Raw genomic sequence first — 20,441 nt, 5'->3', positions numbered from 1 at the left:
GCACTACCGTAGCCCCCGGGCTCCGCACTCGGGCAGTTCGACGACCAGGTCGGCCGAACCCAGTGGGTCGGTACGGTGCACGTATCGGCGCCACTCGGTCTCCCAGAGGTCCCAGAACGGGTCGAAACCCCCCGCATCGCGCTCGAGCGCACGGCGCTTCCGCGTCGCCTGCGCCGCTCGCACCCACACCCTGACCACCCCGGTGCGACCCGCTGTCGCCTCGAAGGCACCGCAGCCCTCGACGATGAGCGGCCGACCCGGGAGGACGGTGACGGAGGCCGCCGGCCGATTCCGCGCCCAGTCCCACCCGCGCCATCCGCCCGGCACGCCGCGCGCGAGCGGGGCGAGCAGAGTTCGTTCGAGCGATCCGGAGGCGGTCGCGAGCCCCCGCCAGCCGGGATAGATCGCATCGAGCCGGACGAGTCGGGGGGACGCCCCCGCACGCCACGACAGCGCGAGCGCATCGGCGAGCGTCGACTTGCCGGCACCGCTCGGGCCGTCGATCGCGATGAGCGGCCACGCCGCGCTCGCCTGACGCCGCCGTGCCGCGACCAGTACCCTGGCGACGGCCGCCGCCTCGCTCACGACCACACCGGATGGAAGGTGCCCACCGCGATCGCGGCGCCGATGGCCGCCACCGCGATGGCGAACGCGATCGCGATCAGTACCCAGTCGCTCCAGCCGATCGTCGACGCCCTGGCCCAGGTGCGCGGGCGATCGCTCCCGAACCCTCGAGCCTCCATCGCGGTCGCGAGCTTCGACCCCCGGCGGATCGCGAGCACGAGCAGGGCGAACGCCATGGTCGCGAACCGCCGCAGCACGCCCGTGTCGCCGATCCCTCTCGCGCGACGGCTGAGCGCCATCGCGTGCCAGTCCTCGATGAAGAGCCCGACGAGCCGGGCGCCCGCGAGTGCGCCGAGCACGAAGCGACTCGGGAGTCGCCACACCTGCGCGAGACCATCGGCGAGCTCGGTCGGATCGACCCGCATGAAGAGCAGCACCGCCGGCAGGCCGACCGCGAGCACTCGAACGGTCACCGCGATCGCGAGCTCGATCGAGCCGTCGGTGATGCGCGCGAGCCAGAAGCTCCAGTACTCCTCCCCCGACGGACGGCCGTACAGGAGCATGCTGATGCCGGCGATCGGCGCGGCGATGAGGATCGGCCAGGCCCGTCGGACGAGCATCCGGGGGCGCACGCCCGCGGCCATGAAGAGCACGAGCTCGATGACGAGTGCGGTCGCGGCGCTCACCCAGTCGACGGTGAGCAGCAGCGGGGCGGTGAGCAGCATCGCCGCGGCGAGCTTCGTCACGGGGTTGACTCGATCGATGAACCGGAGTCGGGGAGCGTCGACGGCTCCGGAGGCGACGGCACTCATGCGAACGCCCGGGTGTTCGTCGGCTCCAGGCGGATGCCGCGGTCGCCCAGGGCTGCGATGTACGCGGCGTCGTGGGTGACCGACAACAGCGTGAGGCCCTCGTCGACGAGTTCGCGCAGCAGCGCGGTCAGCTCGAGCCAAGTGATCCGGTCCTGGCCGAACGTCGGTTCGTCGAGGACGAGCACCGAGGGCCGGGCCGCAAGGACGGCAGCGACGGACAACCGGCGCTTCTCGCCGCCCGACAGGGTGAACGGATTCGCCAAGGCGATGCGGTCGAGCCGCAGGCGCGCCAACAGGTCTTCGACGCGAGCGGCCGTCTCGCGGTCGCCGAGCCGGAGCGCCCGCGGCGCCACCTCGAGCTCGGCGCGCACGCTGGACGTGACGAACTGGTGCTCGGGCTCCTGGAACACGGTTCCGATGCGCGTCAGCAGGTCGCGGGAGCGCCAGCCGATCGGGTCGCCTCGAAGCCCTGCCGACAACGACGCGGATGCCTCGACCCGACCGTCGAGCGGGCGCAGGAGGCCGCCCAGGGTCAGGGCGAGGGTCGACTTGCCGGCACCGTTCGGGCCGGTCAGCACCGTGCTGGTGCCACGCGGAAGCTCGACGTCGAGTCCGCGCTGGACGATGTCGCGCGGACGACGGCCGACCGCGAGTCCGTTCGCGGTGAGCAACGGCTCGGTCGGCTCGTCCACGGCGACTCGACGGCGAGGGGCCGTGGGGCCGTGGCCGCCGGGAACCCATACGCCCGCGGCGAGGAGCGCCGCGCGTTGACGCGAGAGCACGACGTCGGGGGGCCCGTCGGCCATGAGACGCCCGTCGAGCCCGAGAACGACGACGCGGTCGACGAGATCGGCCCACACCTCGACGCGGTGCTCGACGACGACGAGTGTCGAGCCATGCCGATCGAGTACCCGCTCGACCGCCGCCCTGACCTCTCGGACCCCGTCGGGGTCGAGATTCGCGGTGGGCTCGTCGAGCAGCAGCAGCCCCGGGCGCATCGCGAGGGCGCCCGCGAGGGCGAGCCGTTGCTTCTGCCCGCCCGACAGCGCCGAGCTCGGATGGTCGATCGCCACGTCGAGACCCACCTCGTCGAGCGATTCGCGCACCCGACGCCAGATCTCGTCGCGAGGGACACCGAGGTTCTCGCATCCGAACGCGACGTCGTCGCCCACCCGTGCGAGGATCACCTGCGAGTCGGGATCCTGCAGCACGAGCCCCGAACGCCCCCGCACCCGCGCCGGCTCGGCTCCGTCGACCAGGAGCTCGCCGACGGCCTCGCCCTCGTCGTCACCGCCGTGCACACCGGCCATGGCGTGCAGCAGGGTCGACTTGCCGGCGCCGCTCGGCCCGAGCAGGAGCACCCGCTCGCCCGGCTCGATGCGGAGGTCGATCCCCTCGAGCGCGGGGCGGAGCCGGGAGGCGTGACGCCAACCCCAGCCGCGCACGTCCACGGCGGCCGGGGTCGGCGAAGATGCGGTGTTCGCCACGTCAGACCCGTCGGGTCGCTTCCTGTCCCGCCGCGAACCGGCTGAGCGCGCCCGTCGCGGCGAGCGCGCGAACGAGCAGCCACCCGAGCACTCCGGCGAGCACCGCGCCCGAGATGACGACCGTGCAGAAGTAGAGCGTCAGGAACTCGGCCGACTTCTGCAGGTTTCCCGAGGTGAACAGCTCGAGCGTCCACGCGCCGGCGCCCGCGGCCGCACCGGCGAGGATCGCCTGGAGGAGCCCGAAGCGACGGTAGAGGAAGATCGCGAAGACGAGCTCGGCGCCGATGCCCTGCGCGAGACCCGACCAGATGGTCTCGACGCCCCACTGGTTGCCGACGATCGCGGAGACCATGGCCGCGATGAGCTCGACGAAGAGGGCGGCGCCGGGCTTGCGGATGATGAGGCCGCCGAGCACACCGCCGATGAGCCAGATGCCGACGGCGATGCCGCCGAGTCCCGGGGTCACTGCGTCGGCAGCCACGAACCAGGCGTAGCCGATGTTGTTCCAGAACAGGAACAGCAGCCCCGTCGCCACGGCGACGACCGAGGCGACGACGATGTCGACGACACGCCAGCGGAGATTGCGCGCCGGCGCGGCACCGGTCGTGGAGGTGGTGGGGGTTGGTGCGGATGCGTGCACTGTCGTGCCCTTTCGTTCGGTGGAAAGAGGCACGGGATATTGAGATCGATTGCCCTCCCTGCGCTGGCATGACCCAGATCAGGTTCGACGGTCGAAGGTTGAGAACCTTCCTCTCAGCCCGGCTCACCGGACTCCCGTGTTCATCGACGAGTATACGCAGGCCACGACCGCATGACGCCGCGCGACGGACGAGCGGCGCGGTCGCCCGTCGAACCGCGCCCCGCCTTCAGGACCGCATCAGTGCTTGAGCGCGCGGATGACGGCGCGGAGCGCCTTGCCCGTCACCCAGATGAGCGGGGTCGCGACGAGGAGGAGACCGATGAGGTTCGGTTCGAAGCGGACGTCGCCGCCACGGCCGACGTATGCGCCGAGCGGAATGGAGAGCCCACCGCCACCGCCGCCGCCGGCCTGGTCGCCGCCGGAGTCGCTGCCGCTGCCCGCCCCGAACCCGTAGTACCCGAGCGCGACGGGGACGACCTTGGTGCCGTCGAGATCGACGGGTTCGCCGTACGAGGTCTTCACGCCCACGCCGGCGACGGTCTCTGCGAGTTCGAGCACGAGATCAGCCATGACCGCCACGCTACCCGCCGAACTGCGTTCGATCCACCCCCGCCCGGCCTTCGGCCGCCTCGGCGGCGTCCGCCGCGTCGCGCGATGCGCCCGCTGCGTCGAGGGGCCGACGTCGCATGGACTCGACGCGCGCCGCGGCTTCGCCGGGTCGGACGAGCGCGGCCGGTCGCACCGCACCGCGTCCGAACCGGGCCGTCACCTCGTCGACGGCCCGCTCGGCCCCGCGCCACTCCTCATCGGGGTCCCAGAGGGCGGCCCCGCCGCCGGAGGGACGCAGCTGCTCGGCGCGCACCCCGATCAGGCGAATCCGGGCGCCGTCGCCGACGAGCTCGCCGAGCGCGGCCGACGCCTCGTCGTAGATGCGGCGGGCGACGTCGGTCGGCTCACCGAGCGTGCGCGAACGGGTGACGGTGCGGAAGTCGCCGTAGCGCAGCTTCAGCACGACCGTGCGCCCCACGACGCCCGCACGGCGCAGCCGGACCGCGACGTCGTCCGAGAGTCGCAGCAGCTCGCGGCGGATCTGCGTCGGATCGGTGAGGTCGTGGCCGAAGGTGACCTCATGTCCGATGCTCTTCTCCGAACGGGCGGTCTCGACGTCGCGCGGGTCGATGCCGTTGGCGAGCCTCGTCAGACGTGACGCGAGCGCCGGCCCGACGGCGCGCTGGAGGGCATCGGCCGGCATCTCCGCCACGTCGCCGACCGTGCGGAGTCCGAGCCGCGTCAGCGACTCCTCGGTGACGCGCCCGACACCCCAGAGCGCCGACACCGGGAGCGGATGCAGGAATGCGAGGGTCTCGGCGGCGGGCACGACGAGCATGCCATCGGGCTTCGCACGACTCGACGCCACCTTCGCCACGTACTTCGTCGCGGCGACGCCGATGGAGCAGGTGAGGCCGGTCTCGGAGCGGACGCGTTCACGAATCGCCCACGCGATCTCCGCCGGGCTGCCGTGGAGCCGACGAGCACCGGACACGTCGAGGAAGGCCTCGTCGATCGAGAGGGGTTCGACGAGCGGTGTGACCTCCTCGAAGATCTTCATGACCTGCTTCGAGTAGCGCGAGTAGCTCGCGTAGTCGCCCCGGAGCACGATCGCGTTCGGGCAGCGCTGCAACGCCACCGACATCGGCATCGCCGAGTTGACGCCGTACCGGCGGGCCTCGTAGCTCGCTGCCGAGACCACGCCGCGGCCGGCGGTGCCGCCCACGAGCACGGGCTTGCCACGGAGCTCGGGGCGGCGCAGGAGTTCGACCGAGACGAAGAACGCGTCCATGTCGACGTGCAGGATCGGGGTGGCCGAATCGTCGACCGGTCCAGTCGTGACCTGGCGCGACGAGCCGTCCTGCTTGCTCATGTTGCGACTCTATCCCGGTCCGCCGACGTCGCCCGGCCGACCGGAGTCATGCCGGACGGCGGCGAGCCCGACGCACGACGAAGACGGCGCCGGGCCTCAGAACCCGAAGTCGCCGCCGCCGCCGCCGAAGTCTCCCCCGCCGAAGTCGCCGCCGAATCCGCCGAAGTCGCCACCGGTGTCACCCCCGGCTTCGACCGAGCCGGCATCCGCACCGGCATCGGCGCCCCCGGCGTCGAACGATGCGGGGTCGGGCAGGATCGCATCGGCGATCGCCGTGCCGACGACGACACCCGCGATCGAGCCGAGGAGCGAGCCGCCGAACATCTGGCCGAACGACGGTCCGGGTCGCCCCGCACCCTGCGGGCCGCCCTGCGCGCCGGCGTTCGAGAACGCGCGCTCCATGCTCCCCGGCGCCCGCAGCTCCTGGCGGGTGGCGGCCCGGGCGAGGGCGCTCGGGTCGTCGGAGACGAGCCGCTCCCCTGCCGGCGCCTGGTCGGCGAGGGCCCGGTAGACCTGCTGGCGCTGCTCGGGCGTCAGCTTCGCGAACGCCTCCGCGTGCACCTGCTCGATCGCCTCCGGCGGTGCGGTGCGCAGCAGGTAGCGGTAGCGCTCGATCGCGAGCTCGTCGGGCGTGAGCCCGCGCCCGGGCGCGGGCGGCACCGGCCGTTGCGGCTCCGGGGCGCCGAAGAGTCGATCGAAGAATCCCATGGTGTCCTCGCCAATCGTGAAGGTGTCATCGAATTCTCGCGGGCCTCGCCTTGAAACGGCTGAGAGCCGGGTCCGAGGCGTCTCCGCCTCGGACCCGGCTCTCAGCATCGGCCTCGGCTATGCTCCGCCCGAGCCGGCTCGCTCCAGCACGAGCTCGCGAACGCGAGCCGCGTCGGCCTTGCCCTGCATCGCCTTCATGACCGCGCCGATCACGGCGCCGGCGGCCTGAACCTTGCCGTCACGGATCTTCTCGAGCACATCGGGCTGCGACGCCAGCGCCTGGTCGATCGCCGCGATCAGTGCACCGTCGTCGGACACGACGGCGAGCCCTCTCGCGTCGACGATCTCCTGCGGCGAGCCCTCACCGGCGACGACGCCCTCGAGCACCTGCCGCGCAAGGCGGTCGGTGAGGGTGCCCGCGTCGACGAGCGCCGCGAGCTGGGCGACCTGCTCGGGCGTCGCGAGCCCCGAGGCATCCGTCTCGCTCGCGTTCGCGAGCCGGGTGAGCTCGCCCGTCCACCACTTGCGTGCAGCGGCGGGCGTCGCACCCTCCGCGATCGTCGCGGCGACCTCGTTCAGGAGACCGCCGTTCACCACGTCCTGGAACTCGAGGTCGGTGAAGCCCCATTCGCCCTTCAGTCGGCGGCGGCGGGCGGCCGGCGGCTCGGGCAGGGCTGCACGCAGCGACTCGATGAGCTCGGTCGTCGGCACCACGGGCACCAGGTCGGGCTCGGGGAAGTAGCGGTAGTCGTCGGCGTCGGACTTCGGACGGCCGGGGCTCGTGGTGCCCGTGTCCTCATGCCAGTGCCGCGTCTCCTGCGTGATCGTGCCGCCCTTCGCGAGGATCGCGGCCTGGCGCTGGATCTCGTAGCGCACCGCCCGCTCGATCGAGCGGAACGAGTTCACGTTCTTCGTCTCGGTGCGGATGCCGAGCTGCTCGGCACCGCGCGGGCGCAGCGACACGTTCGCGTCGCAACGGAGGTTGCCGCGCTCCATGCGCGCCTCGGAGATGCCGAGCGAGAGCGCCATGTCGCGAATCGTCGAGACGTACGCCCTCGCGAGCTCGGGCGCATCGGCCTCGGCGCCGAAGATCGGCTTCGTGACGATCTCCACGAGCGGCACGCCGGCACGGTTGTAGTCGACGAGCGAGTACTCCGCACCCTGGATGCGGCCCGTCGCACCGCCCACATGCGTGAGCTTGCCCGCGTCCTCCTCCATGTGCGCCCGCTCGATCGGCACCTGGAAGGTGCGCCCGTCGGCGAGCTCCACCTCGACCGATCCCTCGAACGCGATCGGCTCGTCGTACTGGGAGATCTGGTAGTTCTTCGCGAGGTCGGGGTAGAAGTAGTTCTTGCGCGCGAAGCGGCTCGACGCGGCGATCGAGCAGCCGAGCGCGAGGCCGAGCGAGATCGACTTCTCGACGGCGTCGCCGTTCACGACCGGGAGCGACCCCGGCAGGCCGAGGCACACGGGCGAGACGAGCGTGTTGGGCTCGGCACCGTGGTACTTCTCGTTGGCCGGGTTCGGCGCGGGCGAGAACATCTTCGTCTCGGTGTTGAGCTCGACGTGCACCTCGAGGCCGATCACCGGCTCGAAGAGCTCGAGGGCCTTCTCGTAGTCCATCAGTTCGACGCGCGCCATCAGAGTGCGCCCTCCTCGGTCGCGGTGAGCTCGTGGGTCGTGAGGTCGGGCGCCTTCGCGAGGATCGGCCCGCCCCACTCTGCGATCAGCAGCTGCTCGAGCGCACCGCCGACGTTGTAGAGGCGTGCGTCCTCACGCGCGGGCGCGAGGAACTGGATGCCGACGGGCAGCCCGTCTTCGGGCGCGAGGCCCGACGGGACCGAGATGCCGGGCACGCCGGCGAGATTCGCCGGGATCGTCGCGACGTCGTTGAGGTACATCGCGAGCGGGTCGTCGAGCTTCTCGCCGAGCCTGAACGCCGTCGTGGGTGCGGTCGGCGTGGCCAGCACGTCGACCTTCGCGAAGGCGGCGTCGAAGTCGCGCTGCACGAGCGTGCGGACCTTCTGGGCGCTGCCGTAGTACGCGTCGTAGTACCCAGCGGAGAGGGCGTAGGTGCCGAGGATGATGCGGCGCTTCACCTCGGGGCCGAAGCCGGCCTCGCGGGTCGCGGCCATGACCTGCTCGACCGTGCCGCCGCCGTCGGGCGTCACGCGCAGGCCGAAGCGCACCGAGTCGAACTTCGCGAGGTTCGACGAGGCCTCAGCCGGCAGGATCAGGTAGTAGGCCGCGATCGAGTACTCGAAGTTGGGCGCGGAGACCTCGACGATCTCGGCGCCCTGCTGCTCGAGCAGTTCGAGCGACTCGTGGAAGCGCTGGCGGACTCCGGCCTGGAACCCGTCGGAATCGAGCTCCTTCACGACGCCGATACGCAGCCCCTTGACGTCGGCGTTGCGCGCGGCCTCGGCCATCGAGGGCCAGCGCATGTCGATCGAGGTGGAGTCGTGCCGGTCGTGCCCGGCGATGACGTCGTGCAGGAGCGCGGCGTCGAGCACGGTGCGCGTGACGGGGCCGATCTGGTCGAGGCTCGAGGCGAGCGCGATCGAGCCGTAGCGGCTGACGGCGCCGTAGGTCGGCTTCACGCCGACCGTGCCGGTCACGTGCGCGGGCTGGCGGATCGAGCCGCCCGTGTCGCTGCCGAGTGCGAGGGGCGCCTCGAACGCCGCGACCGACGCGGCCGAGCCGCCGCCGGAACCGCCGGGGATGCGCTCGAGGTCCCACGGGTTGTGCGTCGGGCCGTACGCCGAGTGCTCGGTCGACGAGCCCATCGCGAACTCGTCCATGTTGGTCTTGCCGAGCGGGATGAGCCCGGCCTCGCGCACCTTGCGCACGGGGGTCGCGTCGTACGGCGGGATCCAGCCCTCGAGGATCTTGGAACCCGAGGTCGAGGGCATGCCCTCGGTGACGAGCACGTCCTTGATCGCGATCGGCACGCCCGCGAGCTCGCCGAGCGATTCGCCGGCGGCACGCGCACGGTCGACCTCGGCGGCGGCCGCGAGGGCGCGGTCGGCGTCGACGTGGAGGAACGCGTGCACGGCGCCGTCGACGGCAGCGATGCGATCGAGGTGGGCACGCGTCGCCTCGACGGACGAGACGTCGCCCGCGGCGAGGCGGCCGGCCAGGTCGGCGGCGTTCAGCCGGATCAGGTCGTCGGCGTGGCTCACTGCTCCTCCCCCAGGATCGCGGAGACGACGAAGCGGTCGCCGTCGCGCTCGGGGGCGCCGGCGAGCGCCTGCTCGGGGCTGAGCACGTCGTCGGTCACGACGTCGGCGCGGAAGACGTTCTGCATCGGGATCGGGTGGCTGGTCGGCGGCACCTCGGGAGTCGCGACGCGATTCACCTGCTCGACGGCCTGCATGATCTGGCCGAGCTCGGTGGTGAGGTGCGCGATCTCCTCTTCGGTGAGCGCGATGCGAGCGAGGGTCGCGAGATGCGCGACCTGCTCGGCACTGATTTCAGGCATGCTGCTCCGAACGTGTCGTGACGGGGACACCGGCAAGTCTATTCGAGCGGCCCCCGCGTCGCCTGCGGCGCCGTCGATCGGTCGAGGATGCCTCCCCACCCTGCCGATCACCCGTCGAGCGCCGCCGGCCCCTCGCTCACGAGCACGGCGAACTGCGCGGCGTCGAGTACGCGGATGCCGAGTTCTTCGGCCTTCGCGAGCTTCGAGCCCGCACCCGGTCCGGCCGCCACGAAGTCGGTCTTCTTCGAGACGCTCGACGCGGCCTTGCCGCCGGCGGCGATGATCGCCTCCTGGGCGCCCTCGCGCGTGAACCCGTCGAGCGAACCCGTGGCGACGACGGTGAGGCCGGCGAGCACGCCGCCGGCCTCGGCGGCGGCGCCGGGGCCCGGGTGCCCCGGCGTCGACCACTGCACGCCCGCGGCCGTCCAGCGGTCGACGATCTCGACGTGCCAGTCGACGCCGAACCAGTCGATGAGCGAGTCGGCGATGATGCCGCCGACCCCCTCGACCTCGGCGAGCTGTTCGCGGCTCGCCGCACGAATGGCCTCGAGCGAGCCGAACCAGTCGGCGAGGGCGCGGGCGGCGACCGGGCCGACGTGACGGATGTTGAGCGACACGATGAGGCGCCACAGCGGTTTGGTCTTCGCCTTCTCGAGTTCGGCGAGGAGCTTCGTGGCCGCCTCCGACGGCCCGAGCTCGCGGAAGTCCTTCTTCACGCCCGCGGCCCGGCGCTCGGCGGCGGTGAGCTGCTCGGTGCCCGGCGGGTAGGTGATGCGCACCTTCTGGAACGGGGCGCGCTTCACCGGCTCGCCCGTCGCCTCGTCGACCTTGGGCTCGCCGGTCTCGGCATCGCGCACGACGACCTCGATCGGCACCAGTTCTTCGATGGTGAGCTCGAAGAGACCCGCCTCGGTCGGCAGCGGCGGGTCGGCCGGGAACGACGGCTGCGTGAGCGCCGCGGCGGTCACCTCGCCGAGCGCCTCGATGTCGAGGCCGCCACGGGAACCGATGTGCTCGATGCGGCCGCGCACCTGCGCCGGACACGACCGCGCGTTGGGGCAGCGCAGGTCGATGTCGCCCTCTTTCATGGCGCGCAGCGGCGTACCGCACTCAGGACACAGCTCGGGCATGTGCCATTCGACCTGCGTGCCGTCGCGGAGCTGCTCGACCGCACCCAGGATCTCGGGGATGACGTCGCCCGCCTTGCGCAGCACGACCGTGTCACCGATCATGACGCCCTTCGCCCGCACCACCTGCTGGTTGTGGAGCGTCGCCTGCCGCACCGTCGAACCGGCGACCTTCACCGGCTCCATCACCGCGTAGGGCGTGGCGCGACCGGTACGGCCGACGCCCACGACGATGTCGAGGAGCTTGGTGTGCACCTCTTCGGGCGGGTACTTGTACGCGATCGCCCAGCGGGGCGCACGACTCGTGGCGCCGAGCTCGTCGTGCAGGTCGAGCTCGTCGACCTTGACGACGATGCCGTCGATCTCGTGCTCCACCGAGTGCCGGTGCTCGCCGCGTTCGGCGATGTAATCGGCGACCTCGTCGACCGTGTCGAACACGCGGGAGTGCGGTGAGACCGGCAGGCCCCAGCCGGCGAGCAGGCCGTAGATCTCGGACTGGTTGCGGACGTCGGGGTGCGCCCAGGCGCCGATGCCGTGCAGGTAGAGCTCGAGCCGGCCCAGTCGTTCGCGCATGAGCTCGAGTTCGAGACCCGTCTTCTTCTCGCGGCGCTGGCGCAGGCTGCCCGCGGCCGTGTTGCGGGCGTTCGCGAACTCGGGGTACTTGGTCGGGATCTGGTCGGCCGGCCGGCCCTTCGCGAGCTGATCGGCCTCGTAGGCGGACTGCAGCTCGTGCTGGCGCTCGTTGAGGGCCTCGAAGTCGGTCGTGCGCAGGAAGACCTCCCCGCGCACCTCGAAGAAGCCGGGATACCCCTCGCCGGTGAGCCGCCGCGGGATCGCCGGGATGAAGTCGACGTTCTCGGTGATGTCTTCGCCGACCCGGCCGTCGCCGCGGGTCGTCGCGGTCTCGAGCACGCCGTCGCGGTAGGCGAGGCTGATCGCGAGCCCGTCGATCTTCAACTCCGACAGCCAGCGCACCGGCCGCCCGGCCGCAGCGGCCGTCTTCGCCGCCCAGTCGCGGAACTCGTCGATCGAGAAGACGTTGTCGAGGCTCAGCATGCGCTCGGCGTGCTCGTGCTCGGGGAACCCGGCGGAGACGACCGCGGCGCCGACCTGCTGCGTCGGGCTGTCTTGGCCGGAGAGCTCGGGGAACGCGCGCTCGAGCGCCTCGAGTCGGTGGAAGTCGGCGTCGTACTCGGCGTCGGACAGCGGCGAATCGCCGTCGCCGTAGTAGGCGAGCCGGGCGCTCTCGATGCGCGCGGTGAGCGCGTCGGCCTCGGCGCGGGCCGTCTCGAAGTCGGTCGGAAGGTCGTTCTCGGCGGGAGTCTCGCTCACAGGCCAATCCTAGGGAGGCCGTCCGACAGTGGGGGTCCGATCGACGAGCCCGCGGGGCGCCGACTCCTGCGCCCGGCACCCGAGGAGATGGCGGGTGCCGGATGGATCGACCGGGATGCCGCTGCGCGTCGAGCCCGAACGAATCGACGCGACGGTGGTACCGGACGCCGATGACACCGCCGAGGATCGCACCGCCCGGGCTCACGACGACCGCCACGAGGCCGGCGACGGCGACGGCGATCGACAGTGCGTCGTCGGGCACCGGGAGCCGCGGGAAGGCGTCGAAGGAGCCGAGCACGGAGGCGCTCCTGCCGGCCACCACGCTCACCACCGCACCCACGATCGCGGCGAGGAGGGCCCACGCCCGGACCGCGAGTCCCTGCACGACGCCGCTGAAGCGGGCCATGCGACCGGCGACCCCGAGGGCGAGGGCGAGGCGCACCCGCCGTCGATCTCGACGGCAGCAACGCGGAGCGCCCGGCGGTGCGGCCCGGCGGCGAGCCTATGCCTCGACCGGCACCGCGCTCACGGTTCGGTCGATCGTGAACTGGCCGAGCACTCGCGTGCCGACGTAGAGCACCGCGGTCTGGCCCGGGGCGACGCCGCCGAGCGGCTCGGCGGGGCGGACGACGAGTTCGGCGGAGCCGGGAGCATCCTGATCGATGCGGGCGACGGCCGGCACCGGGTCGGCGTGCGCGCGGATCTGCACCTCGCAGTCGAACGCCTCGCCGGGCGAGGCGATGATTCCCGACGCGACGGGATCGAGCCCGGCCCACGAATATCGCGCTCCCGCGATCTCGGCGACGGCGAGCGCCTCTTTCGGGCCGACGACGACGGTGTTCTCCTTCGGTCGCACCTCGAGCACGAAGCGCGGCTTGCCGTCGGGCGCGGGCGTGCCGAGGCGCAGGCCCCTGCGCTGCCCGACCGTGTACGCATGCGCCCCATCGTGCGATCCGACGACGGAGCCCGATCGGTCGACGATGTCGCCTTCGGCGACGCCGACCTTGTCGGCGAGCCAGCCCTTCGTGTCGCCGTCGGGGATGAAGCAGATGTCGTACGAGTCGGGCTTCTGCGCGACGCTGAGCCCGCGCCGGGCCGCCTCGGCACGTACGAGCTGCTTCGACGCCGTGTCGCCGAGCGGGAAGTACGCGTGCGCGAGCTGCTCGGCCGTGAGCACGCCGAGCACGTACGACTGATCCTTCGCCTCGGCGTTCGCCCGGTGCAGCTCGAGCGCACCCGAGTCGCCCGTGACGACCTTCGCGTAGTGTCCGGTGGCGACGGCGTCGAACCCGAGGGCGAGCGCCTTCTCGAGGAGGGCCGCGAACTTGATGCGCTCGTTGCAGCGCATGCACGGATTCGGCGTGCGGCCGGCCGAGTACTCGGCGATGAAGTCGTCGACGACGTCGGCCTTGAACCGCTCGGAGAAGTCCCACACGTAGTACGGGATGCCGAGCACGTTCGCCGCGCGCTGCGCGTCCATCGAGTCTTCGATGGTGCAGCACCCGCGGCTGCCGGTGCGCAGGGTGCCCGGCATGCGGCTCAGCGCGAGATGCACGCCGACGACCTCGTGGCCGGCTTCGACGGCGCGCGCGGCCGCGACGGCGCTGTCGACGCCGCCTGACATCGCTGCAAGGACCTTCACCCCTCCAGTGTAGGCAGGGCAGTCTGAAGAGGCGGTGGGCGGCTCCTCGATGCGCGGCGCGCCCGACGCGATCACCGATCGACGGTCAGCGGTCGAACGAGGTCGCCCGGCCGGCGAGCCCGGCCTTCGCCGCCTGGGCGTGCGCAGCGGGCAGTGCGGCGAGGAAGGCATCGACGTCGGCCTCGGTCGACGCGTGCCCGAGCGTGATCCGCAGCGCACCGCGCGCGTCGGACTCGGACCGACCCATCGCCATGAGCACGTGGGACGGCTCGGGCACACCCGCCTGGCAGGCGGAGCCGGTCGAGACGGCCACCCCGGCCGCATCGAGCAGGAAGAGCAGGGAGTCGCCTTCGCAACCGGGGAAGGAGAAGTGCACGTTTCCCGGCAGCCGGGCGGATGCCCCGGGCCCGGCATCGCCCGACAGTCGCGCAGTCGGCACCGCCTCGACCACGCCGGCGATGAGACGGTCGCGGAGCCCGGCCATGCGGGTCGCATCGTCGTCGAGGCGCGCCGCGACGATCTCGGCCGCCGCCGCGAAGGCCGCCGCCGCCGCCACATCCTGGGTGCCGGACCGCACCTTGCGCTGCTGCCCGCCACCGTGGATGAGCGGCTCGACCGCTGCGGAGCGGTCGAGCACGAGTGCGCCGATGCCCGCCGGCCCGCCGATCTTGTGCGCCGAGACGCTGAGCGCGACGAGCCCGGCGCCACGCGGTGCCTCCGTCGCGCGGCGCAGCGCGCGCACGTCGATCGGCACCTGGCCGTAGGCGGCGATGGCATCCACGTGCAGGGGCACCCCGGCGCGGGCGGCGAGTCGGGCGACCTCCTCGACCGGCTGGATCGTGCCGACCTCGTTGTTGGCCCAGAGCGTGGTGACGAGCGCGACCGTTTCGGCATCGGCGAGTTCCGCCGCGAGCACGTCGAGCCGCACCCGCCCGACCTCGTCGAGCGGGATCTCGACGATCTCGGCGCCCTCGTGCTCGGCGAGCCAGTCGACCGTGTCGATCGTGGCGTGGTGCTCTCCGGCCGGAACCAGGATGCGAGAGCGGTCGGCACCGCCCGCGCCGCGCCGCTGCCACCACAGTCCCTTGATCGCGAGATTGACCGCCTCGGTGCCGTTGCCGGTGAACACGATCTCGATGCCGTCGACGCCGAGCGTCGCGGCGATCCGCTCGCGCGACTCCTCCAGCAGGCGCTTCGCCTGCTGGCCCGCGCTGTGGATCGACGAGGGGTTGCCGACCACGGCGAGCGCGGCGGTCATCGCCTCGATCGCCTCGGGCAGCATCGGCGTGGTCGCCGCGTGGTCGAGGTAGACCATTCGCCCGCCCTTCGTGGTCGTCCGATCCGAGATGGATGCCTCGGCGCGCCGCCTGCATGCGCTTCCAGCGGTCGCTCCCGCAAGAACTACTGTAGATCGCATGCCCGCGCCCGATCCCCTCGATGAGCTCGGCGTCCGCGCCGACGCCGACGGCGGGCGCATCCGGGTGTGGTCGGAGCACGCGACGAGCGTCGACCTCGTCGTGTTCGATCCCGACGACCTCGACTGGGCGGCCGAACGCATGCCGCTCGCCCGCGATGCCGACGGCGTCTGGACGGGGGCCTCCCCGTCGCTGGTGCCCGGCGCGCACTACGGGCTGCGGGTCGACGGTCCCGCCGGGTTCGATCATGCGTTCAACCCCGTGCACACGCTGCTCGATCCGTACGCGCGCGGCCTCGCCCGTGCCGACGACGGCTCGTGGCGCGGCGTCGTGCTCGGCGGACTCGCCGACGCGGGCTTCGATTGGGGCGGCGTCGGCAAGCCCGCGGTGCCGCTCGACCGCACGGTCGTCTACGAGACGCACGTACGCGGGTTCTCGAAGCTCAACCACGCGATCCCCGAGCCGCTCCGCGGCACCTATGCCGGGCTCGCCCACGACGCCTCGCTCGAATACCTGACGGGCCTCGGGGTGACGACGGTCGAGTTGCTGCCGGTGCAGGCGTTCGTCCCCGAGCAGCGGCTCGTGCGCCAGGGCAAGCCGAACTACTGGGGCTACAACACCCTCGCGTTCTTCGCCGCCCACGCGCCGTACGCGAGCGCCGCAGCGCAGGCCGCAGGCGCGCACGCCGTGCGCCGCGAGTTCGCCGGCATGGTCCGTCGCCTGCACGAAGCGGGCCTCGAGGTCGTGCTCGACGTCGTATACAACCACACGGCCGAGGAGGGGCGCGAAGGGCCGACCTACAGCTTCCGCGGCATCGACAACGCGAACTACTACCGACACGACGCGCACGGCCGGTACGTCGACACGACCGGCTGCGGCAACACGGTCGACTTCGGGCACGACGCCGCGGTGCGGCTCGTGCTCGACTCGATGCGCTACTTCAGCGGCGAACTGCAGGTCGACGGGTTCCGCCTCGACCTCGCGGCGACGCTCGGTCGCGATGCCAACGGCGAGTTCACCCCCGACCACCCGTTGCTGCGCGGCATGCTCGACGACCCGGTGATCGGCGCCTCGAAGCTCATCGCCGAGCCGTGGGACGTCGGTCCGGGCGGATGGCGCACGGGCGGATTCCCGACGGGCTTCAGCGAGTGGAACGACCGCTACCGCGACCGCATGCGCGACTTCTGGCTCGGCGACCTGCGCCGCGAGCGCGAATCGGGTTCGGCGGGCAGCGGCATCGGCCGCTTCGCGACCCGGCTCGCGGGGTCGTCGAACACGTTCTCGCCCGAGCGCGGCCCGCTCGCGAGCCTCAACTTCGTCACCGCGCACGACGGGTTCACGCTCGCCGACCTGACCGCGTTCGACGTCAAGCACAACCTCGGCAACGGCGAGCAGAACCGCGACGGCACCGATCACAACAACTCGTACAACCACGGGGTCGAGGGTGAGGCGGCCGACCCCGTCGTCCGGGCGGCACGGCGGCGAAGCATCCGCAACCTGCTCGGCACCCTGCTGCTGTCGGCCGGGGTTCCGATGCTGACCGCGGGCGACGAGTTCGGACGAAGCCAGCGCGGCAACAACAACGCGTACTGCCACGACTCGCCGCTCACCTGGCTCGCGTGGGATCCGGCCGAGCGCCCCCGGTATGCACCGGCGCTCCTCGCCACCGCGAGGCACCTGCTGCGCCTGCGCGCCGAGAACCCGGCCCTCCGGCCGATCCGCTTCGGCCGCGACGGCGAGACGACGCCGAGCGCCTCGGAGATGTACTGGTTCAACGCCGACGGCGAGACCATGGGCATCGACGACTGGAACTCGCCGGTCGAACGCACCCTGCAGTTCGTCGCGGCGTCGACGCCCGAGACCGAGGCGTTCAACCGGATCCTGCTCGTCGTGCACGCCCGCGAGACGGAGGCCGACGTGGTGCTGCCGGCCGTCGACGGCGTCACCGGCTACCTGCCGCTGTGGGACTCCGCCGAGGAGACGCCCGAGACCGATTCCTCGGGCGGGGGCGAACTCGCCCCCGGTGCGCGCCTGCGCATCACCGGCCCGTCGATGCGCCTGTTCCGCGCCGAGGGCGGTGGGCGGTGACCAAGAAGGCGGATGCCTCGTCGGCGGGTACGCCCGCGACGCTCGCCCTCGCTCGGGCCGGCGTCGCGTTCACCCCGCTCGCCTATGAGCACGACCCGCGCGCCGCCGCGTACGGCCTCGAGGCCGCTGAGAAGCTCGGAATCGACCCGGACCGCGTGTTCAAGACCCTGCTGGCCGACGTCGACGGCGCGCTCGCGGTCGGCATCGTGCCCGTCGCCATGCAGCTCGACCTCAAGGCGCTCGCGGCCGTGCTCGGCGGCAAGCGCGCCGAGATGGCCGACCCCAGGGTCGCCGAGCGGAAGACCGGGTACGTCGTCGGGGGCATCAGCCCCATCGGCCAGAAGACTCCGCTGCCGACGGTGCTCGACGAGTCGGCGATCATCTGCGAGACGATCTGCGTCTCGGGCGGCCGGCGCGGTCTCGACCTCGAGCTCTCCCCCGACGACCTCCTCGCCGTCACCGGCGGCCGCTACGCGCCGATCGCCCGCGCCCGCTGACGCGACCCGGCGTCGAGTCCGCCGCCGGTCGCGGTCATCGCCCGGTCGTCAGGATGCGATCGCGACGAGTCCGAGCTCCGCCGGGTTCGTCATGAGCGGATGCGACGGCACGACCCGGACCGAGTAGCCGAACGCTCCGGCACGATCGAGCGTGACGGTGCACTCGTACCCGCCTCCGGCCGCGGGGACGAGCGCGGTGCGGCGCGGGTCGCCGATCGAGTCGTCCGCGAGGCTTCGGCCCGAGACGAGTTCGACGGCGACGTCGTCCGTGCCCAGGCCCCCGAGCTCGACCTCGGCGCGCACGTGCAGCTCGTCGCCGACCGCGGGCTGGTCGAGCCCGCCCGATTCGACGTGCAGCACCTTCACCCCGGGCCACGCGGCACGCACCCTCGCGGCCCAGGCCGCGAACTCGCGCGCACCCCTGGCATCGTCGGCGCGCATGCGCTCGAAGGACTCGCCGGCATGCCGATAGAGCCGCTCGACGTACTCGCGCACCATGCGATCGGCACCGAGCTCGGGCACGAGGCGGGTCATCGTCGTGCGAAGCATCTGCAGCCACTCGGCCGGCACCCGATCAGCGTCGCGTTCGAAGTAGCCGGCCCGCCCGTCCGCTTCGACGGGCCGGTCGTAGAACGCCGGCACGATGCGGTGCTCGAGGAGGTCGTAGAGCGCCCCCGCCTCGCGGGCATCGCGCTCGGCCGCGTCGCCGGCCGCATCCGACGAGGGGATGACCCAGCCGAAGTCGTCACCCGCGTACTCCGCCCACCATCCATCGAGGATCGAGAGATTGAGCGCGGCGTTCATCGCCGCCTTCATGCCCGAGGTGCCGCAGGCCTCAAGGGGACGCAACGGGTTGTTGAGCCAGACATCGCAGCCCGGGTACAGCCGCTCGGCCATCGCCATGTCGTAGTCCGGCAGGAAGACGAATCGCTCGCGCACGTCGGGCTGCGCCGCGAACTGGACGAGGCGCTGGATGAGGCGCTTGCCCTCGTCGTCGGCGGGGTGCGACTTGCCGGCGACCACGAACTGCACGGGGCGGTCGGGATCGGTGAGGATCGCCCTCAGGCGTTCCGGATCCTGCAGCATCAGCGTCAGGCGCTTGTACGTCGGAACGCGACGGGCGAAGCCGATCGTGAGCACCTCGGGGTCGAGCGCGTTCGAGATCCACTCGGGAGCGGGCGCACCCGCGTGCTGCTCGCCGAAGCTCGCCTCGAGCCGCCGCCGGGCATCCGCGACGAGTCGGGCGCGCATCTCCCGCTTGACCGCCCAGAGATCGGCGTCGGCGACCGCAGGGCTCAGCCAGTCGGCGTGCTCGCTGTCGTCGGTGCCGAGTTCGCGCTCGGCGAGCGCGGTGAGCGACGGATCGGTCCATGTCGGCGCGTGGACCCCGTTCGTGATCGAGGTGATCGGCACCTCGTCGGCGTCGAAACCCGGCCAGAGGTCGCCGAACATGCGACGGCTGACCTGCCCGTGCAGCTCGGAGACACCGTTGGCGTGGCCGGCGAGCCGGAGCCCCATGACGGCCATGTTGAATGCGCTCGCCGCAGGGTCGGCGCCGGGCTCGACGCCGAGCGAGAGCGCTGCGTCGGGATCGACCCCGGGCAGCAGTTCCGCCGTGACGTAGCGCTCGACGAGCGCGCGGTCGAAGCGATCGATGCCGGCCGGCACGGGGGTGTGGGTCGTGAAGACCGTGCCCGAGCGAACGAGCTGGAGCGCCTCGTCGAAGGCGAGTCCCTCGCCGATGTAGGCCGAGATCCGCTCGAGGCCGAGGAAGCCGGCGTGCCCCTCGTTCATGTGGAAGACCTCGGGCGCCGGGGCGCCGACGAGCTCCGCCCAGGCGCGCAACGCCCGCACCCCGCCGATGCCGAGCAGCAGTTCCTGCAGCAGCCGGTGCTCACTGCCGCCGCCGTAGAGCCGGTCGGTGATCGCGCGATGCTCGTCGCTGTTCGCCGGGACGTCGGTGTCGAGCAGCAGCAGCTCGACGCGGCCGACGGCCGCTCGCCAGACGCGGGCGCTCAGCGTGCCGCCGTCCGGCAGCGCGAGCGAGACCTGGACCGCGCTGCCGTCGGAGCGGCGCAGCACCGTGAGCGGCAGGCCGTCCGGGTCCTGCACGGGATAGCGCTCCTGCTGCCATCCGTCGGAGGAGATCGACTGCGCGAAGTATCCGGCCTTGTAGAAGAGGCCGACCGCCACGATCGGCACGCCGAGGTCGGATGCCGCCTTGAGGTGGTCGCCGGCGAGGATGCCGAGTCCGCCCGAGTACTGCGGCAGTGCCGCAGTGATGCCGTACTCGGGCGAGAAGTACGCAACGAGTCCCGGGCGCTCGCCCTCGAGGCCCTGGTACCAGCGCGGCTCCTCGAGATACCGGCGCAGTCCCTCGCGTTCGCGCTCGGCCCATGCGACGTAGTCGTCGTCGGCGGCGAGCGCGTCGAGCCGTGCCGGATCCACCTCGCCGAGGAAGGTGACCGGATCACGTTCGGACCGCGACCACGCGTCGGGGTCGATGTGCTCGAAGAGGCGGCGCGTCGGTTCGTGCCATGCCCAGCGCAGGTTGGCCGCGAGCTCCTCGAGCGCGCCGAGGCGGACGGGGACGACGGCTCGGACGGTGAATTTCCGGATCGACTTCACGGCTCCACCCTAGGTCGCGCTCGTGTCGGGCGTGTGAACCGTGCGCAACGCGGGCGTGGTCCTCCTCGACCCGCGAGGAACGATTCGGGCCGCGCGCGG

At 72.1% G+C, this 20,441-nt stretch carries 16 protein-coding genes and 1 riboswitch; of the genes, 2 read left to right on the top strand and 14 right to left on the bottom strand.

Translation table 11 applies throughout. The features are described 5' to 3' along the window. Positions 1-3 precede the first annotated feature (3 nt). The 13 genes from PX701_RS15920 to PX701_RS15860 all read right to left on the bottom strand — a co-directional run bounded on the left by PX701_RS15920 (position 4) and on the right by PX701_RS15860 (position 15,029). The gene (locus PX701_RS15920) at positions 4-585 is read right to left on the bottom strand and encodes a nucleoside/nucleotide kinase family protein (protein ID WP_275506873.1); all 582 of its coding nucleotides are present in this window, start codon (positions 583-585) and stop codon (positions 4-6) included. Continuing rightward, positions 582-1,376 (bottom strand): energy-coupling factor transporter transmembrane component T family protein, encoded by a 795-nt coding sequence (locus PX701_RS15915; RefSeq protein ID WP_275506872.1) that lies wholly within the window; start codon positions 1,374-1,376, stop codon positions 582-584. Before PX701_RS15915 ends, PX701_RS15920 begins: the two co-directional genes overlap by 4 nt. Beyond that, on the bottom strand, positions 1,373-2,863 hold the full coding sequence (locus PX701_RS15910) for an ABC transporter ATP-binding protein (RefSeq protein ID WP_275506871.1): 1,491 nt from the start codon (positions 2,861-2,863) through the stop codon (positions 1,373-1,375). The genes PX701_RS15915 and PX701_RS15910 overlap by 4 nt, the downstream gene beginning before the upstream one ends. Before the next feature lies 1 nt (position 2,864). Continuing rightward, on the bottom strand, positions 2,865-3,503 hold the full coding sequence (locus PX701_RS15905; RefSeq protein ID WP_275506870.1) for an ECF transporter S component: 639 nt from the start codon (positions 3,501-3,503) through the stop codon (positions 2,865-2,867). Between the two features lie 38 nt (positions 3,504-3,541). Next, positions 3,542-3,651, bottom strand: a riboswitch (TPP riboswitch). A gap of 89 nt (positions 3,652-3,740) precedes the next feature. After that, positions 3,741-4,073, bottom strand: coding sequence for a hypothetical protein (locus PX701_RS15900; RefSeq protein WP_231430799.1), 333 nt, complete (start codon positions 4,071-4,073; stop codon positions 3,741-3,743). A 10-nt stretch (positions 4,074-4,083) separates the two neighbouring features. Continuing rightward, positions 4,084-5,424, bottom strand: a complete 1,341-nt coding sequence (locus tag PX701_RS15895; RefSeq protein ID WP_231430798.1) for a DNA polymerase IV — start codon at positions 5,422-5,424, stop codon at positions 4,084-4,086. A gap of 96 nt (positions 5,425-5,520) precedes the next feature. Beyond that, positions 5,521-6,132, bottom strand: coding sequence for a hypothetical protein (locus PX701_RS15890; protein WP_275506869.1), 612 nt, complete (start codon positions 6,130-6,132; stop codon positions 5,521-5,523). A gap of 117 nt (positions 6,133-6,249) precedes the next feature. Continuing rightward, positions 6,250-7,773: an Asp-tRNA(Asn)/Glu-tRNA(Gln) amidotransferase subunit GatB gene (gatB, locus tag PX701_RS15885; RefSeq protein ID WP_231430796.1), complete on the bottom strand. Its 1,524-nt coding sequence runs from the start codon at positions 7,771-7,773 to the stop codon at positions 6,250-6,252. Then, a complete protein-coding gene (gatA, locus tag PX701_RS15880; RefSeq protein WP_231430795.1) occupies positions 7,773-9,314 on the bottom strand; it encodes an Asp-tRNA(Asn)/Glu-tRNA(Gln) amidotransferase subunit GatA in 1,542 nt (513 codons plus the stop codon). The genes gatB and gatA overlap by 1 nt, the downstream gene beginning before the upstream one ends. Further along, complete coding sequence (gene gatC, locus PX701_RS15875; RefSeq protein WP_231430794.1) at positions 9,311-9,613, bottom strand: Asp-tRNA(Asn)/Glu-tRNA(Gln) amidotransferase subunit GatC; 303 nt, start codon at positions 9,611-9,613, stop codon at positions 9,311-9,313. Before gatC ends, gatA begins: the two co-directional genes overlap by 4 nt. A gap of 107 nt (positions 9,614-9,720) precedes the next feature. Next, the gene (ligA, locus tag PX701_RS15870) at positions 9,721-12,072 is read right to left on the bottom strand and encodes an NAD-dependent DNA ligase LigA (RefSeq protein WP_275506868.1); all 2,352 of its coding nucleotides are present in this window, start codon (positions 12,070-12,072) and stop codon (positions 9,721-9,723) included. 502 nt (positions 12,073-12,574) lie between these two features. Continuing rightward, positions 12,575-13,714, bottom strand: a complete 1,140-nt coding sequence (mnmA, locus tag PX701_RS15865) for a tRNA 2-thiouridine(34) synthase MnmA (protein WP_231430792.1) — start codon at positions 13,712-13,714, stop codon at positions 12,575-12,577. An 85-nt stretch (positions 13,715-13,799) separates the two neighbouring features. Beyond that, a complete protein-coding gene (locus PX701_RS15860; RefSeq protein ID WP_275506867.1) occupies positions 13,800-15,029 on the bottom strand; it encodes a cysteine desulfurase family protein in 1,230 nt (409 codons plus the stop codon). Positions 15,030-15,129: 100 nt separating this feature from the next. Here PX701_RS15860 and glgX point away from each other — a divergent pair, with 100 nt between their 5' ends. Next, positions 15,130-17,217: a glycogen debranching protein GlgX gene (gene glgX, locus PX701_RS15855; protein ID WP_275506866.1), complete on the top strand. Its 2,088-nt coding sequence runs from the start codon at positions 15,130-15,132 to the stop codon at positions 17,215-17,217. Continuing rightward, positions 17,214-17,714 carry a Cys-tRNA(Pro) deacylase gene (gene ybaK, locus PX701_RS15850; RefSeq protein ID WP_275506865.1) on the top strand — a complete coding sequence of 167 codons (501 nt, stop codon included), beginning with the start codon at positions 17,214-17,216 and terminating at the stop codon, positions 17,712-17,714. The genes glgX and ybaK overlap by 4 nt, the downstream gene beginning before the upstream one ends. A gap of 48 nt (positions 17,715-17,762) precedes the next feature. On the opposite strand, the gene glgP is transcribed toward ybaK, so the two are convergent. Then, positions 17,763-20,342, bottom strand: a complete 2,580-nt coding sequence (gene glgP / locus PX701_RS15845) for an alpha-glucan family phosphorylase (protein ID WP_275506864.1) — start codon at positions 20,340-20,342, stop codon at positions 17,763-17,765. Between the last annotated feature and the right edge of the window lie 99 nt (positions 20,343-20,441).

This window comes from Agromyces chromiiresistens (genome assembly GCF_029167465.1).
GTDB lineage: Bacteria > Actinomycetota > Actinomycetes > Actinomycetales > Microbacteriaceae > Agromyces > Agromyces chromiiresistens.
This window is presented reverse-complemented; position numbering and strand designations above follow the sequence as displayed.